This is a genomic window from Glaciimonas sp. OK215, assembly GCF_057787885.1.
In genome coordinates, this window is the sequence record NZ_CM173544.1 from 1,285,925 (window position 1) to 1,299,052 (window position 13,128).

At 57.1% G+C, this 13,128-nt stretch carries 12 protein-coding genes; 11 read left to right on the forward strand and 1 reads right to left on the reverse strand.

The annotated features are described in order from the left end of the window. Positions 1 to 15: 15 nt before the first annotated feature. Positions 16 to 2,088 (reverse strand): hydantoinase/oxoprolinase family protein, encoded by a 2,073-nt coding sequence (locus AC3CHX_RS05700; protein WP_488643118.1) that lies wholly within the window; start codon positions 2,086 to 2,088, stop codon positions 16 to 18. Between the two features lie 431 nt (positions 2,089 to 2,519). On the opposite strand from AC3CHX_RS05700, the gene AC3CHX_RS05705 reads away from it, so the two are divergent. The 11 genes from AC3CHX_RS05705 to hisN all read left to right on the forward strand — a co-directional run bounded on the left by AC3CHX_RS05705 (position 2,520) and on the right by hisN (position 13,124). Further along, the gene (locus tag AC3CHX_RS05705) at positions 2,520 to 3,308 is read left to right on the forward strand and encodes a GntR family transcriptional regulator (protein WP_488643119.1); all 789 of its coding nucleotides are present in this window, start codon (positions 2,520 to 2,522) and stop codon (positions 3,306 to 3,308) included. A gap of 149 nt (positions 3,309 to 3,457) precedes the next feature. Continuing rightward, entirely contained in the window at positions 3,458 to 4,705 is a 1,248-nt protein-coding gene (locus AC3CHX_RS05710) for an ABC transporter substrate-binding protein (protein ID WP_488643120.1), read from the forward strand. A gap of 33 nt (positions 4,706 to 4,738) precedes the next feature. Next, a complete protein-coding gene (locus tag AC3CHX_RS05715; protein ID WP_488643121.1) occupies positions 4,739 to 5,599 on the forward strand; it encodes a branched-chain amino acid ABC transporter permease in 861 nt (286 codons plus the stop codon). Further along, positions 5,596 to 6,561 carry a branched-chain amino acid ABC transporter permease gene (locus tag AC3CHX_RS05720; protein ID WP_488643122.1) on the forward strand — a complete coding sequence of 322 codons (966 nt, stop codon included), beginning with the start codon at positions 5,596 to 5,598 and terminating at the stop codon, positions 6,559 to 6,561. The genes AC3CHX_RS05715 and AC3CHX_RS05720 overlap by 4 nt, the downstream gene beginning before the upstream one ends. Then, on the forward strand, positions 6,558 to 7,298 hold the full coding sequence (locus AC3CHX_RS05725) for an ABC transporter ATP-binding protein (protein ID WP_488643123.1): 741 nt from the start codon (positions 6,558 to 6,560) through the stop codon (positions 7,296 to 7,298). The genes AC3CHX_RS05720 and AC3CHX_RS05725 overlap by 4 nt, the downstream gene beginning before the upstream one ends. Beyond that, positions 7,288 to 8,007, forward strand: coding sequence for an ABC transporter ATP-binding protein (locus AC3CHX_RS05730; RefSeq protein WP_488643124.1), 720 nt, complete (start codon positions 7,288 to 7,290; stop codon positions 8,005 to 8,007). Before AC3CHX_RS05725 ends, AC3CHX_RS05730 begins: the two co-directional genes overlap by 11 nt. Before the next feature lie 116 nt (positions 8,008 to 8,123). Then, positions 8,124 to 8,903, forward strand: coding sequence for an SDR family NAD(P)-dependent oxidoreductase (locus AC3CHX_RS05735; protein WP_488643125.1), 780 nt, complete (start codon positions 8,124 to 8,126; stop codon positions 8,901 to 8,903). 13 nt (positions 8,904 to 8,916) lie between these two features. Beyond that, entirely contained in the window at positions 8,917 to 9,678 is a 762-nt protein-coding gene (locus AC3CHX_RS05740; RefSeq protein WP_488643126.1) for an SDR family oxidoreductase, read from the forward strand. Between the two features lies 1 nt (position 9,679). After that, positions 9,680 to 10,570 carry a beta-keto acid cleavage family enzyme gene (locus AC3CHX_RS05745; RefSeq protein WP_488643127.1) on the forward strand — a complete coding sequence of 297 codons (891 nt, stop codon included), beginning with the start codon at positions 9,680 to 9,682 and terminating at the stop codon, positions 10,568 to 10,570. A 392-nt stretch (positions 10,571 to 10,962) separates the two neighbouring features. Then, positions 10,963 to 12,144: a porin gene (locus AC3CHX_RS05750; RefSeq protein ID WP_488643128.1), complete on the forward strand. Its 1,182-nt coding sequence runs from the start codon at positions 10,963 to 10,965 to the stop codon at positions 12,142 to 12,144. A gap of 179 nt (positions 12,145 to 12,323) precedes the next feature. After that, positions 12,324 to 13,124, forward strand: a complete 801-nt coding sequence (gene hisN, locus AC3CHX_RS05755; protein ID WP_488643129.1) for a histidinol-phosphatase — start codon at positions 12,324 to 12,326, stop codon at positions 13,122 to 13,124. Positions 13,125 to 13,128: the final 4 nt, after the last annotated feature.

Consider the following 13,128-nt stretch of genomic DNA (forward strand, 5'->3'; position numbering starts at 1 on the left):
ATTTCCTTGTGCCGCCTAGTGTTGGCCCGGAATGATGGAAAGACTGCCCGATGCGCGGCGTTGTGCCTGTGCGCCGGGATTGAGCACAACGGTTGTGAACGAGGACTCGATGATCGCAGGCCCATGGATCTTCTCGCCGGGATCGATTCCCTCAAAGCGATGCACGGCGGCGTTGACGAAGCCGTGTCCCGTGAAATACACCTTGCGCGCATTGACTATGCGTTTCAGGTTTTTCGGCGCAACGAGCGATCCGCCATCCTTGCGGCGAATCCGGCAGGACACGGTGGCGGTCCAGCCGACGATCTCAATATTGGACTCCTTATCCTGGATCGCAAAAATTTCCTCATGCGTTCTGTGGAATGCGGCAACCAGCTTTTGAAGATCGGCTTCCGACGCGATGCGCTTGGTAGGGAGGGGAACTTCAATTTCCCAGACCTGCTCGGGATAGCGTGCTTCTGCCCAAAGCTGGATCTGGTGATCGAACGAACCCGCACCCGGTCCTTCATTGAATTCCCGGCAGCTTTGTTCCAGTTTTTCGAGTACCGCGTTGACCTTTGCGTAATCGAACTTGGCGCTCGAGGCAAAGAAAGTCTGCCGGAACTGCGCCGTCAGATTCGACATCATCGCGCCGGCCGCGCTGAGCGCAGCGCCGACTTCCGGGATCAGCAGGATGGGCGAATCGAGTCTGCGAGCGATCAGGACGGAATTGAGTCCTGCGGCGCCGCCGCCGCCGACCAGCACGGCGGTGGTCGGGTCGATACCCTGGTTGACTGTGATGTCGAGAATGGCCTGAACCATGTTCTCGGTGGCGACGCGGATGATGGCCGATGCGGCCTCTTCCAGCGAAAGCCCGAGCGGCTGTGCAACATGTTTCCTGATGGCCAGTTGCGCCGCCGCGGCGTCCAGTTTCATCGAGCCGCCGAGGAAGAACTCGGGATCGATGTAGCCCAGCACCATTGACGCATCCGTGACTGTCGGCAAGCTGCCGCCTGCGCCATAACAGGCCGGACCGGGCTTGGCGCCTGCGCTTTGCGGCCCCACGTGCAGCATGCCGCCGTCGTCGACCCATGCGATCGATCCGCCGCCGGCACCGACACTTTTCACGTCGACCGACGGAAAACCAGTCATGGTCCCGCGATAGGGCTGGCCGATCCAGGTATCCCGCGTCCATGGAATATGTCCGCGTCGTACCAGGCTGACATCATACGTGGTGCCGCCGGTATCGGCGATGATCGCCGAGTCATACTGCTCGTCGGCAGCAGCGAAATACCTGCCTGACACCGGGGCCATCGACGGTCCGGAGTTAATCAGGTGGATCGGCATTTCCGCGACATCCTGCGCGTCCATGACGCCGCCTTGCGAGGTGACCACCACCACCCGACCCTTGAAGCCTTCGGTGCTCAGCTGGTCAGTCAGTGAGCGCATGTAATGCCGCATCATCGGTTTGAGCGAGGCGTCGATGGTGACGGACGATGCGCGTCGGAATTCTCTCGGAGCCGGATTGACCTGATGCGAAAGAGAAAACGGCACGCCGGGCAGATGCTCGGTCAGCAATTCGGCAATCCGCAACTCATGGGCAGGATTGATGATGGACCACAACAGGCAGACCGCAACGGCTTCGACTTTCTGCTCCTTCAATTGCGCGATGATCGCCAGAACCGCGGCTTCATCGAGCGCTGCGCGCTCGGAACCATCCGCCATCAGGCGCCCCGGCACCTCCCATGTCAGTGCACGCGGGACAAAAGGATCGGGGTAGGGAACCGTGAAGTTGAATGGCTCGATGCGTCCGCCTTCGCGCAGCGTGAGAATGTCGCGGTGACCGAGCGTGGTGAGCAATGCGGTCCTGGCCGTATTACCGGTAATGATTGCATTGATCGCATGGGTCGTTCCGTAAATGAACATTTCTCCCTTGCCGAGCAATGTCGCTCGTGGCATCCCCAATCCATCCGCCGCCACCTGCAGCGCATTGAGAACACCCCGGATCGGATTGTCCGGCGTGGTGGATGACTTGAACATTCGTAAATTGCCTTCACCGTCCTCGACAATCAGGTCGGTGAAGGTACCTCCAGTATCTACCGCGAAACGCATATTGCACCCTCCTAATTATGGCTATGTATTTGTCACGTATTGATATGGCGAACTACAGAAGCGGGTGATCGCATCACGGCCGTGCCCCCCGATCTTGCCACTTGATTTTCCAAAGAAGCATAAGCTCCACGTTCACTTTATAGCATTAATGATCTGTGATCACAAGATGTGGAAATGATTTAAATTCGCTGGTTATTTAAGGTAAACATTCATTATACTTTGTAAGTAATTGATTTTTAATGAATTTATTTTATATCGTTGAATCGCACCGAATTATTTTTCTGACCGGCGAAAATAAATTTCGCTAAAAATATGAAAAATAAATTGATCTGTGATCACAAGAAATGTATATTGCAATTCAACAGGGATCGCTGCTTGATGTCCATAACGCGTGTAGTTCGAATAGAGTAGCGATTTTTCAGGAGAAATATATGTCCCAGGAGTCAAGTGTCGAGCAGCAAAGCGACGTCGACAGCGATGTTGCGGAAAATCCCCGGGTTGCCCGGATAAGCAATGTCGCGTTGCGGGAGCGCGTGTATTCGGAGCTCGGCAATGCCATTCGCGGCGGGCGCTTCGCGTCGGGTGAGGTCGTGACCATCCGCGGATTGGCGGACATGCTCGGGACCAGCACCATGCCGGTTCGGGAAGCGGTCAGCAGACTGGTGACGGAACGCGCCCTCGAGTTATTGCCGAGCCGTTCGCTGCGCGTGGCGCCTATTTCGTTGCAACGCCTCGATGAGCTCACCGATCTGCGGATGACGGTGGAAGGGCGTGCGGCGGCATTGGCGGCCCAGCGCATGACACCGGCAGAATTCGCCGCTGTGCGGCGAGCGAACGAGCGATACATGCAGGCCATTGAAGCGGGCGATCTGAAGCTTGCCCTTGCAGTCAATGAGGAAATGCATTTTTGCATTTACCGTGCAGCGGGTTCGTCGCTTCTGCTGTCCGTGATCGAAGGCCTGTGGCTTCAAAGCGGCCCCTTTCTCGCCGCCGTGATGAAGGCCATGGCAGACAACCCGGGGACGCTTCCCAGCAGAGGATCGGTACATCACTTCGAGATCATCGCTGCGATATCGGACCGCGACATGGAAGGCGCACGCAAGGCGCTGAGCGACGATATCGAGGATGCCGCCACATGGTACAAGCAGACGATCTTTCCGAGCGCAGGCAGCCAGGATGAGGGCGGCGAAGATGCCTCTTTGCAGCATGTAACGAAATAGCCGCATGCGGCGCCGGCAGCGCCGTCAATAACGAGATTGAACGAAATGCTTGTGATCTGAGCACGAGCGGGGGAAGGTACGTCCGCGATTTTTGAAGCGGTGACAGCGGTGTGTGAACAAATACTAAAAATGACCAAAGGAGAAGCAGGATGAAGGCGAACGGATTCTTTAAATTGTGTTTGGGTATGTTGCTTGCGACGCTCTTTTTCACCATGCTGGGCAACGTGCAGGCGCAGGCGCCCATCAAGATCGGCCTGATGACTGTCAAGAGCGGTGCCGCCGCCGGTATCGGCGGACAAATGGAAAATGGCTTCGTCCTGTTTCTAAAGGAACGCAACTACATGCTTGGCGGGCGCAAGGTTGAGTTGATCGTCGCCGATACGACCGCCAATCCGGCAGTGGCAAAAACAAAAATGCAGGAGCTCGTGGAACGCAACGGCGTGAATGTGCTGGTTGGGCCGCTTGCCACTTTCGAGGCGCTGGCGATCGACGACAACGTGCGCCAGGCTGGTGTGCCGCTGATTCTCAGTTCGGCGACGGCAGAAGACCTCACCCAGCGCAAGACCAATCCGCTCGTCATCCGCAGCTCCAGTTCGTCGGCACAGGCCAGCCACGTGCTCGGCGAATATGCCGCCAGGACGCTTGGATATAAACGTGTTGCCGTCGTCGCCGAGGACCTGGCGTTTTCGCATGAACTGATTGCCGGCTTTCAGCGCACCTTCGAGGAGGCGGGCGGCAAGGTGGTGCAAAAGCTCTGGTCGCCTTTCAATGCCTCCGACTACGCGTCGTATATCGCGCAAATCGACCCGGACGTCGATGCCGTGTTCGTCAACTATTCCGGCGCGAACGCTATCCGCTTCCTCAAGCAGTACCAGGAGTTCGAACAGAAAAAAAGAAAGCCGCTGCTGTCGGGAATGAACACGGTCGACGAATCGATTCTGCCTGCCATCGGCGATGCGTCGGTCGGCATCATTTCCGCTGGCTGGTATAGCGCTGCGATCGACACGCCGGAAAATCACAGATTTGTAGAAGCGTATCAACGCGAATTCAAGTCCGATCCGGGATTCTATTCGACCGGTGGATACAGTGCCGGTCTGTTGCTGGAATCGGCCATCAAGGCGATCGACGGCAAGGTCGAAGATCGCGCTGCATTCGCACGAGCCCTGCGTTCGGCCAGCGTACAGAGCAGTCCGCGCGGACCGATCAAACTGGATAGTTACGGCAACCCGGTCACCGCGATCTTTGTGCGCAAGACCATTCGCGAAAATGGAAAACTGATCAACTCCGTCATCGCGACGTTCAAGAACGTCAGCCAGTTCTGGACATACGACCCCAGGAAATTTCTGGCAGCGCCGGTGTATTCGCGTGATTATCCGCCGGCCAGGAACCTGAAATAGCCGGATACCAGCCAATCATAGAGCGGAAAAATCATGAGCTACTGGATACTTCAAACCATGAACGCGCTGGCCTTCGGCAGCTTGCTGTTTCTGCTGTCATCGGGGTTTTCGCTGATCTTCGGATTAATGAAAGTGCCGAACATGGCCCACGGCGCTTTGTTCATGGCTGGCGCATTTGTCTCCATATCGGTGAACGCCGCCGGCTATCCCTTTCTGGTTGGTGTCGGCGCCAGCATGCTGGCGGTGGGCGCGCTGGGCATGCTGATAGAGCGAGGCGTTCTGCGCCGCGTGGCCGGCAACGAATTGGCACAGGTATTGGCATCGCTGGGCATTGCATTCATGGTGGCGGACGGATGCAAGTTGCTGTGGGGTGCAACCCCGCTGCAGATCGATGCGCCGGCCTGGCTGCAGGGGGTAGCCGAACTTGCGGGCGTATCGTTTCCGGTTTACCGGTTGTTCATCTGCATGGTGGCCGTGGTGTCCGCCCTGGTATTGATTGCTGTCGAACGCAACACGCGGATTGGCGCCAGGATTCGCGCCGCCGTGGACGATCCCGATATGGCGCGTGCGATGGGCGTACGCGTGGACATGCTGTTTACGCTTGTGTTCGCAGCTGGCGCCGGGTTGGTGGGCATGGCCGGTGCCCTGGGCGTGCCGATTCTTTCCGCCTATCTTGGCCTGGACATGGAAATGCTCCCGTTCGCGCTGATCGTCGTCATTCTCGGCGGTGTGGGCAGTATCACCGGTGCTTTTGTAGCGAGTGTATTGACAGGATTCTTCTATGTGTTCGGTCAGGCGATAATTCCCGGCCTCGCTTATGTCATCCTGTTTTTGCCAATGGTATTCGTGTTGGCGTTGCGGCCGCAAGGTCTTTTTGGCAAGGGGGCCGCATGAAAACGCGCTGGATCATCGCTCTGGTGGTATTGCTCGCGCTGCTGCCGCAGATGGTGCGATCCGACTACGTCGTCAATCTGCTGACGCAAATGCTCATCGCGGCACTGTTCGCGGCAAGCCTTAATCTGGTACTCGGTTATGGCGGGCTCCTTTCTTTCGGCCACACCGCCTTCTTCGGCGGGGCCGCCTACGTCACGGCACTGACTTTTGCGAAATTCGGCTTTTCCCATCTGGCGGCGGCGATATGGGGAATCGCCGCCGCAGTCCTGATTGCCGGCATCGTCGGGGCGATCGCACTGCGCGCGGCAGGCATTGGTCTTGCGATGATTACGCTGGCCCTGGGGCAGGTGTGCTGGGGTGTCGCATTTCGCTGGGTCGCCATGACCGAAGGTGAAAACGGCATCTCGGGAATGACTCGCCCCATGCCGTGGGGCATCGATCTGAATAAACCGGCGCTGTTCTATGCGTTCGTGCTGAGTGTGACAGTCGTTCTGCTGGTGCTGCTGTCGCGTCTGATCGCGTCACCCTATGGCGCAAGCCTGCGCGGCACGAGAGACCAGCCGCGCCGCATGAGTGCGCTCGGCTATGACGTCTGGATGATCCGCTGGCTGGCATTTGTTTACTCGGGCCTGATGGCAGGTATTGCGGGTCTGCTGTTTCTCTACTATCACCAATTTATCAGCCCGCATGTGCTTTCGCTGACCGAATCTGCGGAGGTGTTGCTGATGGTCGTAACAGGCGGTGCGGGAACATTTTGGGGACCGCTGGTAGGTGCATTTATCGTGATGCTATTCAAGAATGTTGCCAGCTCGTATGTCGAGTCATGGTTGATGCTCCTCGGCGCGTTATTCGTATGCATCGTGGTGTTCGTTCCAGACGGAATCGTACCCGGGCTGGTCCGGATTCTGCGGCGTCCATCGGCGCCAATTGTTGCAGCAGTCGCTGAGGAGCAGCATCTATGACAACCGCTCTGGAAATACGGTCTCTGGGCAAGCGCTTTGGCGGCTTTCAGGCGGTCTCGCATGTCGACCTGACGGTGCGCACAGGAGAGCGGCGGCTGTTGCTGGGGCAAAACGGTGCCGGCAAAACGACCTTGTTCAATTTGCTCACCGGCGATCTGCGCGCAAGCGCGGGATCGATTCGCTTGCTGGGCAACGATATTACGCGCATGGGAACAGCGGGGAGGGTGCATCTGGGTTTGTCGCGTACTTACCAGATCATCACCTTGTTTGCCAAAGATACGGTGCGCCACAACGTCGCGCTCGCGCTGCTGGGATTGTCCGGACGGCGCTGGCATCCATTCTCTGCATTCAGTGCGCACGGAAGCGCGCAGCGCCGTGTGGACCTGGTGTTGGACAGTGTCGGCCTGACTGCACATGCCGACAAGCTGGTGTCGACTTGCTCATATGGCGAAAAGCGCCGACTCGAAATTGCACTGGCCCTGGCGCAAAGCCCACGCATTTTGCTGCTGGACGAACCGCTTGCCGGCCTGTCGCAGGAGGAGCGTTCTCAGGTTCAGATACTTCTTTCAGGCATATCGCGCGACATCACCATCGTGATGATCGAACACGATATGGATATCGCCGTCGCCTTTGCCGATGAGATTACCTTGCTTCATCAGGGCCGCATCGTGGTCGAAGGCACACGTGAAGAAGTCATCGCCAATCCAAAAACAAGGGAGATCTATCTTGGCCACTAAAGCGATCGAACTGTCATCGGTGCAGGCGTATTACGGGGACAGTCATATTTTGCACGACGTCAGCTTCGCCGTTGAGCCGGGCCAGTTGCTGGCGCTGCTCGGCAGAAATGGCGCAGGCAAAACCACCGGCATCAATGCGATCGCAGGCATACAGGCCAGGCGCACCGGTTCAATACGATTATTCGGACGAGAAATCGCGGGATGCGGGCCTGAGCAGATTGCGCTGGAAGGTCTCGGCCTGGTTCCGCAGGGACGCCGCATATTTTCGTCGCTGACTGTGCGTGAAAATCTTCAAATCGGCATGCGTTGCCAAAGCAGAAGCGGGACGGCAATGTGGGATCTCGCGCGCGTGTTTGCCGAATTCCCGAAGCTGCATGAACGTCAGGCGCAATTTGCCGGATCGCTTTCGGGAGGTGAGCAACAGTTGCTGGCGATTTCACGGGCATTGATGACCAATCCCAGAGTGCTATTGCTCGATGAGCCGTCGGAGGGTCTGTCGCCGCACATCGCCGCCGAGGTGCAACGCGTCATCGCCGGGCTGAAGCGGGAAGGTTTGTCGATCATCCTGGTCGAGCAGAATATTCACTTCGCGCTTGGCGTTGCCGACACGGTCGCCATTCTTAACACCGGGAAAATTGCGTATGTCGGCACAACGGAGCAGTTAAAGAACAACCAGGCGGTTCTCGAAGCCAATATCGGCATTCAGTAGAGGGCGTTGCGCGTGAAGCCATGTTAATCGGCAACTCCATCAATTGGCATATCCGTCGCAACGCAAATCAGTCGGATCGAAAAAATTTGAGTGTGGACACAATGGAGAATGGAATCATGAAACTAAAAGGAAAAGTTGCTCTTGTCACCGGCGGATCGCAAGGGATTGGCGAAGCAGTAGTCAAGGCTCTATTTGCGAACGGTGCAAGTGTCGCTGTCGTCGCCAGCAGCGCGATCGAGAAAGCGGAGAAAGTCTGCCGTGCGTTAGGAACTGACACGGCAGCGGCGCAACAAGTAGCGAAACCCTATACGGCCGATGTGAGGAAGCAGGCGGAGGTCGAGAACCTAGTCAGATCGGTGGTCGCCGACTTCGGTCAGATCGATATCCTGGTCAACTGTGCCGGGGTGTTTTATCCGTCGCCTGCAGGTGAAACCCCGCTCGCGACCTCCGATCAGATGATCGATATCAATCTGAAGGGAACCTGGAACCTGATCAACGCCGTGGCGCCGCACATGAAATCGCGCAAGGCAGGCCGCATCGTCAGCATCGCGTCGGTTGCGGGCTTCATGGGCTTTGGCAACTATGCGGTGTATTGCGCGACGAAAGCCGGGATAGTCATGATGACCCGTGCGCTGGCTTGCGAACTCGCGCCATCGGGAATCAACGTGAACTGTGTCGCTCCCGGCAATACGGCAACCCCGATGAATGAAGACATCCGCACCAAATCCGAGCTCAAAGGATTGTTGGATCACATGGCGGCAAAAACACCGAGCGGACGAACTTATTCCGAACCGGAAGACATCGCCGGCGCGGTCCTGTTTCTGGTCAGCGATGCCAGCCGCGCAATGCACGGTTCATGCATGTTGATGGACGAAGGTTTCTCCGCCGGCATTTAATCAAGTGAAAAAAATGACTGAACATATCCTAGTAACGGGCGGTGCCGACAGCGTGGGACGGGTCATAGCCGAGCGCTTCCATCAATCCGGCGCCAAAGTGCACATCTGTGACATCCGCGGCGATGCGCTCGACGCCACGCTGCGGGCGAATCCCGGCATGCGCGGGACCGTGGCCAACGTCGGAAATCCGGCAGACGTCGAGCGCGTCTTTACCGAAGCGCTGGAGTGGATGGGGCATGTTTCCGTGCTGATCAACAATGTCGGCATCGGTGGGCCGCGCGCCGCGCTTGAAGACATCAGCGATGCCGATTGGCAGGAAACCGTGTCGGTGAATCTGAACGGCATCTTCTATTGCATGAAACAGGCGATACCGGAAATGAAACGCCGCCGGCATGGCGTGATCATCAATTTTTCTACCGGCTCTACCAGGACGCGCTTGCCTTTGCGCGCCCCTTATGTGGCCTCGAAAGCGGCGGTCGAAGGATTGACATTGAATGCGGCGCGCGAGCTTGGCGCATTCAATATCCGTTGCAATGCCGTCCTCCCCGGCATGATCAATAACGAACGTATGCAGCGGATTGTGCAGAGCAATGCAAGTGCCACGGCGCGCACGGTCGAGGATGTCGAAAACGACTATTTGAAATACATCTCGATGCGAACCAAAGTAGAGCCTTCCGAAATCGCCGACATGGTGCAGTTCCTTGCATCTGAAGGCGCACGCAAGGTCACCGGTGAACTCATCGCTGTCAGCGGTAATGTGGAATGGGAAATCTGACATGAACAAAAAAATTATTCTCACTTGTGCCGTCACCGGGAATGCGCCGTTCAATCCGAAGCATCCGGCGATGCCGATCACGCCGGCGCAGATAGCGGATGCGTGCGTCGAAGCGGCCAAGGCGGGTGCATCGGTTGCGCATATTCATGTGCGTGACCCGGAAACGGGCGCCGGAAGCCGCGATCCGGCGCTATTCAAGGAAGTGGTCGATCGTGTGCGCTCGTCCGGCACCGATATCGTCATCAATCTGACTTGCGGCCTGGGGGCATTTTTCCTGCCCGATCCTGACGACGAATCCCGCGCTTTGCCCGAAAGTGACGTGATTCCGGTTGCGGAGCGCGTGAAACATCTTGAACAATGCCTGCCCGAGATTGCATCGCTCGACATCACCACCGGCAATCAGGTCGAGGGTGCGCTGGAATTCGTCTACCTGAATACGACAAGGACTTTGCGCGCGATGGCAAGGAGATTTCAGGAGCTTGGGGTGAAACCGGAATTGGAGGTATTCGGCCCGGGCGATATTTTGTTTGGAAATTCCATGGTGGAAGATGGACTCATTGGTGACGCGCCAATGTACCAGATGGTGCTCGGCGTGAAATGGGGCGCGCCTGCGACCGCGGAAACGATGCTGTATCTGAAAAATCTCTTGCCACAGAACGCCATCTGGGCCGGCTTTGGCATTGCAAGAGACCAGATGCCGATGCTGGCGCAGGCGGCCCTGTTGGGTGGAAACGTTCGGGTAGGACTGGAAGATAACCTGTATCTGAAACGCGGCGTATTCGCTACCAACGGACAGCTGGTTGAACGCGCATGCACAATCATCGACCATCTCGGCATGAGCGTCGCTACACCGGCGGAAACCCGGGAAATTCTGCATCTTAAAGCGCATTGAATCAAGCGCATCTTACCGACGTTAATGGAGATGGAACGCGACCAGAGAGACCAATACTGAGCGACTGAGCTGCGATCCGATTTGGCATCGTACAGCGATGTGACTGATTGCGTTGAGATCGGCATTCGTTCCCCGGATTTATCCAGGGAAGGGGACGCGTTTGCTCAACGGATCGGGGACGGCGTGCTGAACGCATTCAGACGGCAACAGCCTGTGGACATTGATCACAGGTTGGGGGCCTGCTCGTTCGTCTCTGGTAGCAACGACGGTGTTGATGACGTGTGGGGCAAATCATATCAACGACAAGGAGGCAGGAAAACAATCGCAAAACTATAACACGGCTTTTTACTGCAGCGATACACCGCAACCCAATACATATTGGAGACAATCCCATGAAAAAAATATTACTCGCGCTGGCTGTCATTGGCACCATGGCCGACACCGCTTACGGCCAAACATCCGTCACAATTTACGGTCTCGTCGACCTGGCCGTCACCTACAACAGCAAGGTTGCCACATCGGCGGCCGGTACCACCGGCAGCAAGCTCAGCATGGATTCAGGCAATTTGCTGGGCTCGCGGCTCGGGTTCATCGGTTCGGAAGATCTTGGAAACGGGATGAAGGCATTTTTCCAGCTCGAAAGCGGATTTAACGCCGACACCGGCGCATTGGCGTTTTCGAGTCAGACCGGCAAAAACGACTTGTTTTTCGGCCGGCGCTCGCTGGTCGGTCTGTCCGGTGGATTCGGGAGCGTGTCCGTCGGACGGCAATACGACATCCTGACCGAGATCGGCGGCGCGACCACTTCGATTGCAGACTTTGGCACGATGATGCAAAACATTCATGGGGGTCTGGGCCTGGACCGTATCGGTCTCACGCTGACCAACAATTCGATTAAATATGAAACACCCAACATGAACGGGTTTGCGGCGAGCGCCATTTATGGCTTCGGCGAACAGGCAGGCAATAGTTCCGCGGGCCAAGCATTCGGTATCGGCGGAAAATACGCCAACGGGCCACTGTTCCTGGGGCTCGGATACTATCAGTCAAAGCTCGGCGCGACCCCCAGCGACGCCAGTTTTTCCAGCATTGGCGCGACCAGCGGCAGCCCTGGCGACACGGCACTGAAGACCTTTACCTTGGGTGCAAGTTATAAGATAGGCGCGGCCAGATTCTATGGTGCGTTTTCGCAAATCAAGTTGCCGCTGGCCCTCGCCAGCACCACACAAGCGCTCGCCACGTTCCTGCCCACCGGAACCCAGTTTGTGATGGGGGGCTCAAACAACAACAGGACGAACGTGGTGGACGTTGGCATTCACTATGTGGTCTCAGGGCCGGTCAGCGTCAGCGCAAGTATCGAAAATGCGAAAGCCAGTTTTGTCGGCGCGGGAAAAGGACGGATGACGCAAATTAACCTGGGCACGAACTATGCGTTTTCCAAACGTACCGACGTGTATGCGCTTTACGCCAACTCGCGTGCCTCCGGCATGTACAGCACCGGAGCGCTATTCAGTGCAACCGGCCGCGACAATACCGAGAACGCAGTACGCCTTGGCATCCGTCATACGTTCTAAGCAACGCGCTGCGGTTGGCTTGATGTGATCGCCGGATGCGAGCCACGATTGGATTGATTCGTCACATGCCAGCTTATGCGTGTGGCGAATACTTCAGTCAACTCGAGACCGGTATGCAATATTTTCGTAGTGAGCATGCAGCGTCTGTATCGATTGACCATGATAAATTGTCCGAGCCAATGAGCCTTAACGCATACGATCACTATCTCGATTTTTCTCTTCAAATAGCGAAAAGAGCGGGGAAAACGATTCTTCCCTATTTTCGTGCCGACATTGATGTGGCGAACAAGGCGCAAGGGGGCGATTACGACCCGGTGACCCTGGCGGATCAGGCCGCCGAGACAATGATCCGACATGCAATAGAACAGGCATTCCCGACCCACGGCATCCGCGGGGAGGAACACGGCATCCGCCAAGGAACATCGCCCTATACCTGGGTGATAGACCCGATCGACGGGACGCGCAGCTTTATTCTCGGCCAACTTCATTGGGCCACCCTGATAGCGTTGAATGACGGTGTCCGCCCCGTGCTCGGGGTGGTGCATCAGCCGTTTGTCGGCGAGAGTTTTGTCGGCGCGCCCGGCGTGGCCGAATGGCGCCGGGGTGCGCGGCGTAAAGTCTTGCGCACCCGGGGATGCGGGCATTTAAAGGATGCCGTTGTATGTACTACGCATCCACAGATATTCCAGAAACAAAGCGAACTCGCCGCATTTCAGCTGGTCGCCGCCAATGCACGTCTTGTTCGATATGGCGGAGATTGCTATGCGTATTGTTTGCTTGCCGCCGGTCTGGTCGACCTCGTTATTGAGTCCAGCCTGCAACCGTACGACATTCAGGCGCTGATTCCGATTGTCGAAGCTGCCGGCGGCGTCATTTCCGACTGGTCCGGTGCGCCGTGCCATGAGGGCGGCCAGATCATTGCGGCAGGCGATCCTGCGATCCACGAGCAGGCATTGTCGATTTTGAAGTGGGCCGTGTAGCGCG

Bases quoted from the DNA above. Each gene is read 5' to 3' on its own strand.
- AC3CHX_RS05750 (WP_488643128.1), top strand. From the start codon at position 10,963: ATGAAAAAAATATTACTCGCGCTGGCTGTCATTGGCACCATGGCCGAC.
- AC3CHX_RS05715 (WP_488643121.1), top strand. From the start codon at position 4,739: ATGAGCTACTGGATACTTCAAACCATGAACGCGCTGGCCTTCGGCAGC.
- AC3CHX_RS05700 (WP_488643118.1), bottom strand. From the start codon at position 2,088: ATGCGTTTCGCGGTAGATACTGGAGGTACCTTCACCGACCTGATTGTC.
- AC3CHX_RS05720 (WP_488643122.1), top strand. From the start codon at position 5,596: ATGAAAACGCGCTGGATCATCGCTCTGGTGGTATTGCTCGCGCTGCTG.
- AC3CHX_RS05725 (WP_488643123.1), top strand. From the start codon at position 6,558: ATGACAACCGCTCTGGAAATACGGTCTCTGGGCAAGCGCTTTGGCGGC.
- AC3CHX_RS05740 (WP_488643126.1), top strand. From the start codon at position 8,917: ATGACTGAACATATCCTAGTAACGGGCGGTGCCGACAGCGTGGGACGG.
- AC3CHX_RS05745 (WP_488643127.1), top strand. From the start codon at position 9,680: ATGAACAAAAAAATTATTCTCACTTGTGCCGTCACCGGGAATGCGCCG.
- hisN (WP_488643129.1), top strand. From the start codon at position 12,324: ATGAGCCTTAACGCATACGATCACTATCTCGATTTTTCTCTTCAAATA.
- AC3CHX_RS05735 (WP_488643125.1), top strand. From the start codon at position 8,124: ATGAAACTAAAAGGAAAAGTTGCTCTTGTCACCGGCGGATCGCAAGGG.
- AC3CHX_RS05710 (WP_488643120.1), top strand. From the start codon at position 3,458: ATGAAGGCGAACGGATTCTTTAAATTGTGTTTGGGTATGTTGCTTGCG.
- AC3CHX_RS05705 (WP_488643119.1), top strand. From the start codon at position 2,520: ATGTCCCAGGAGTCAAGTGTCGAGCAGCAAAGCGACGTCGACAGCGAT.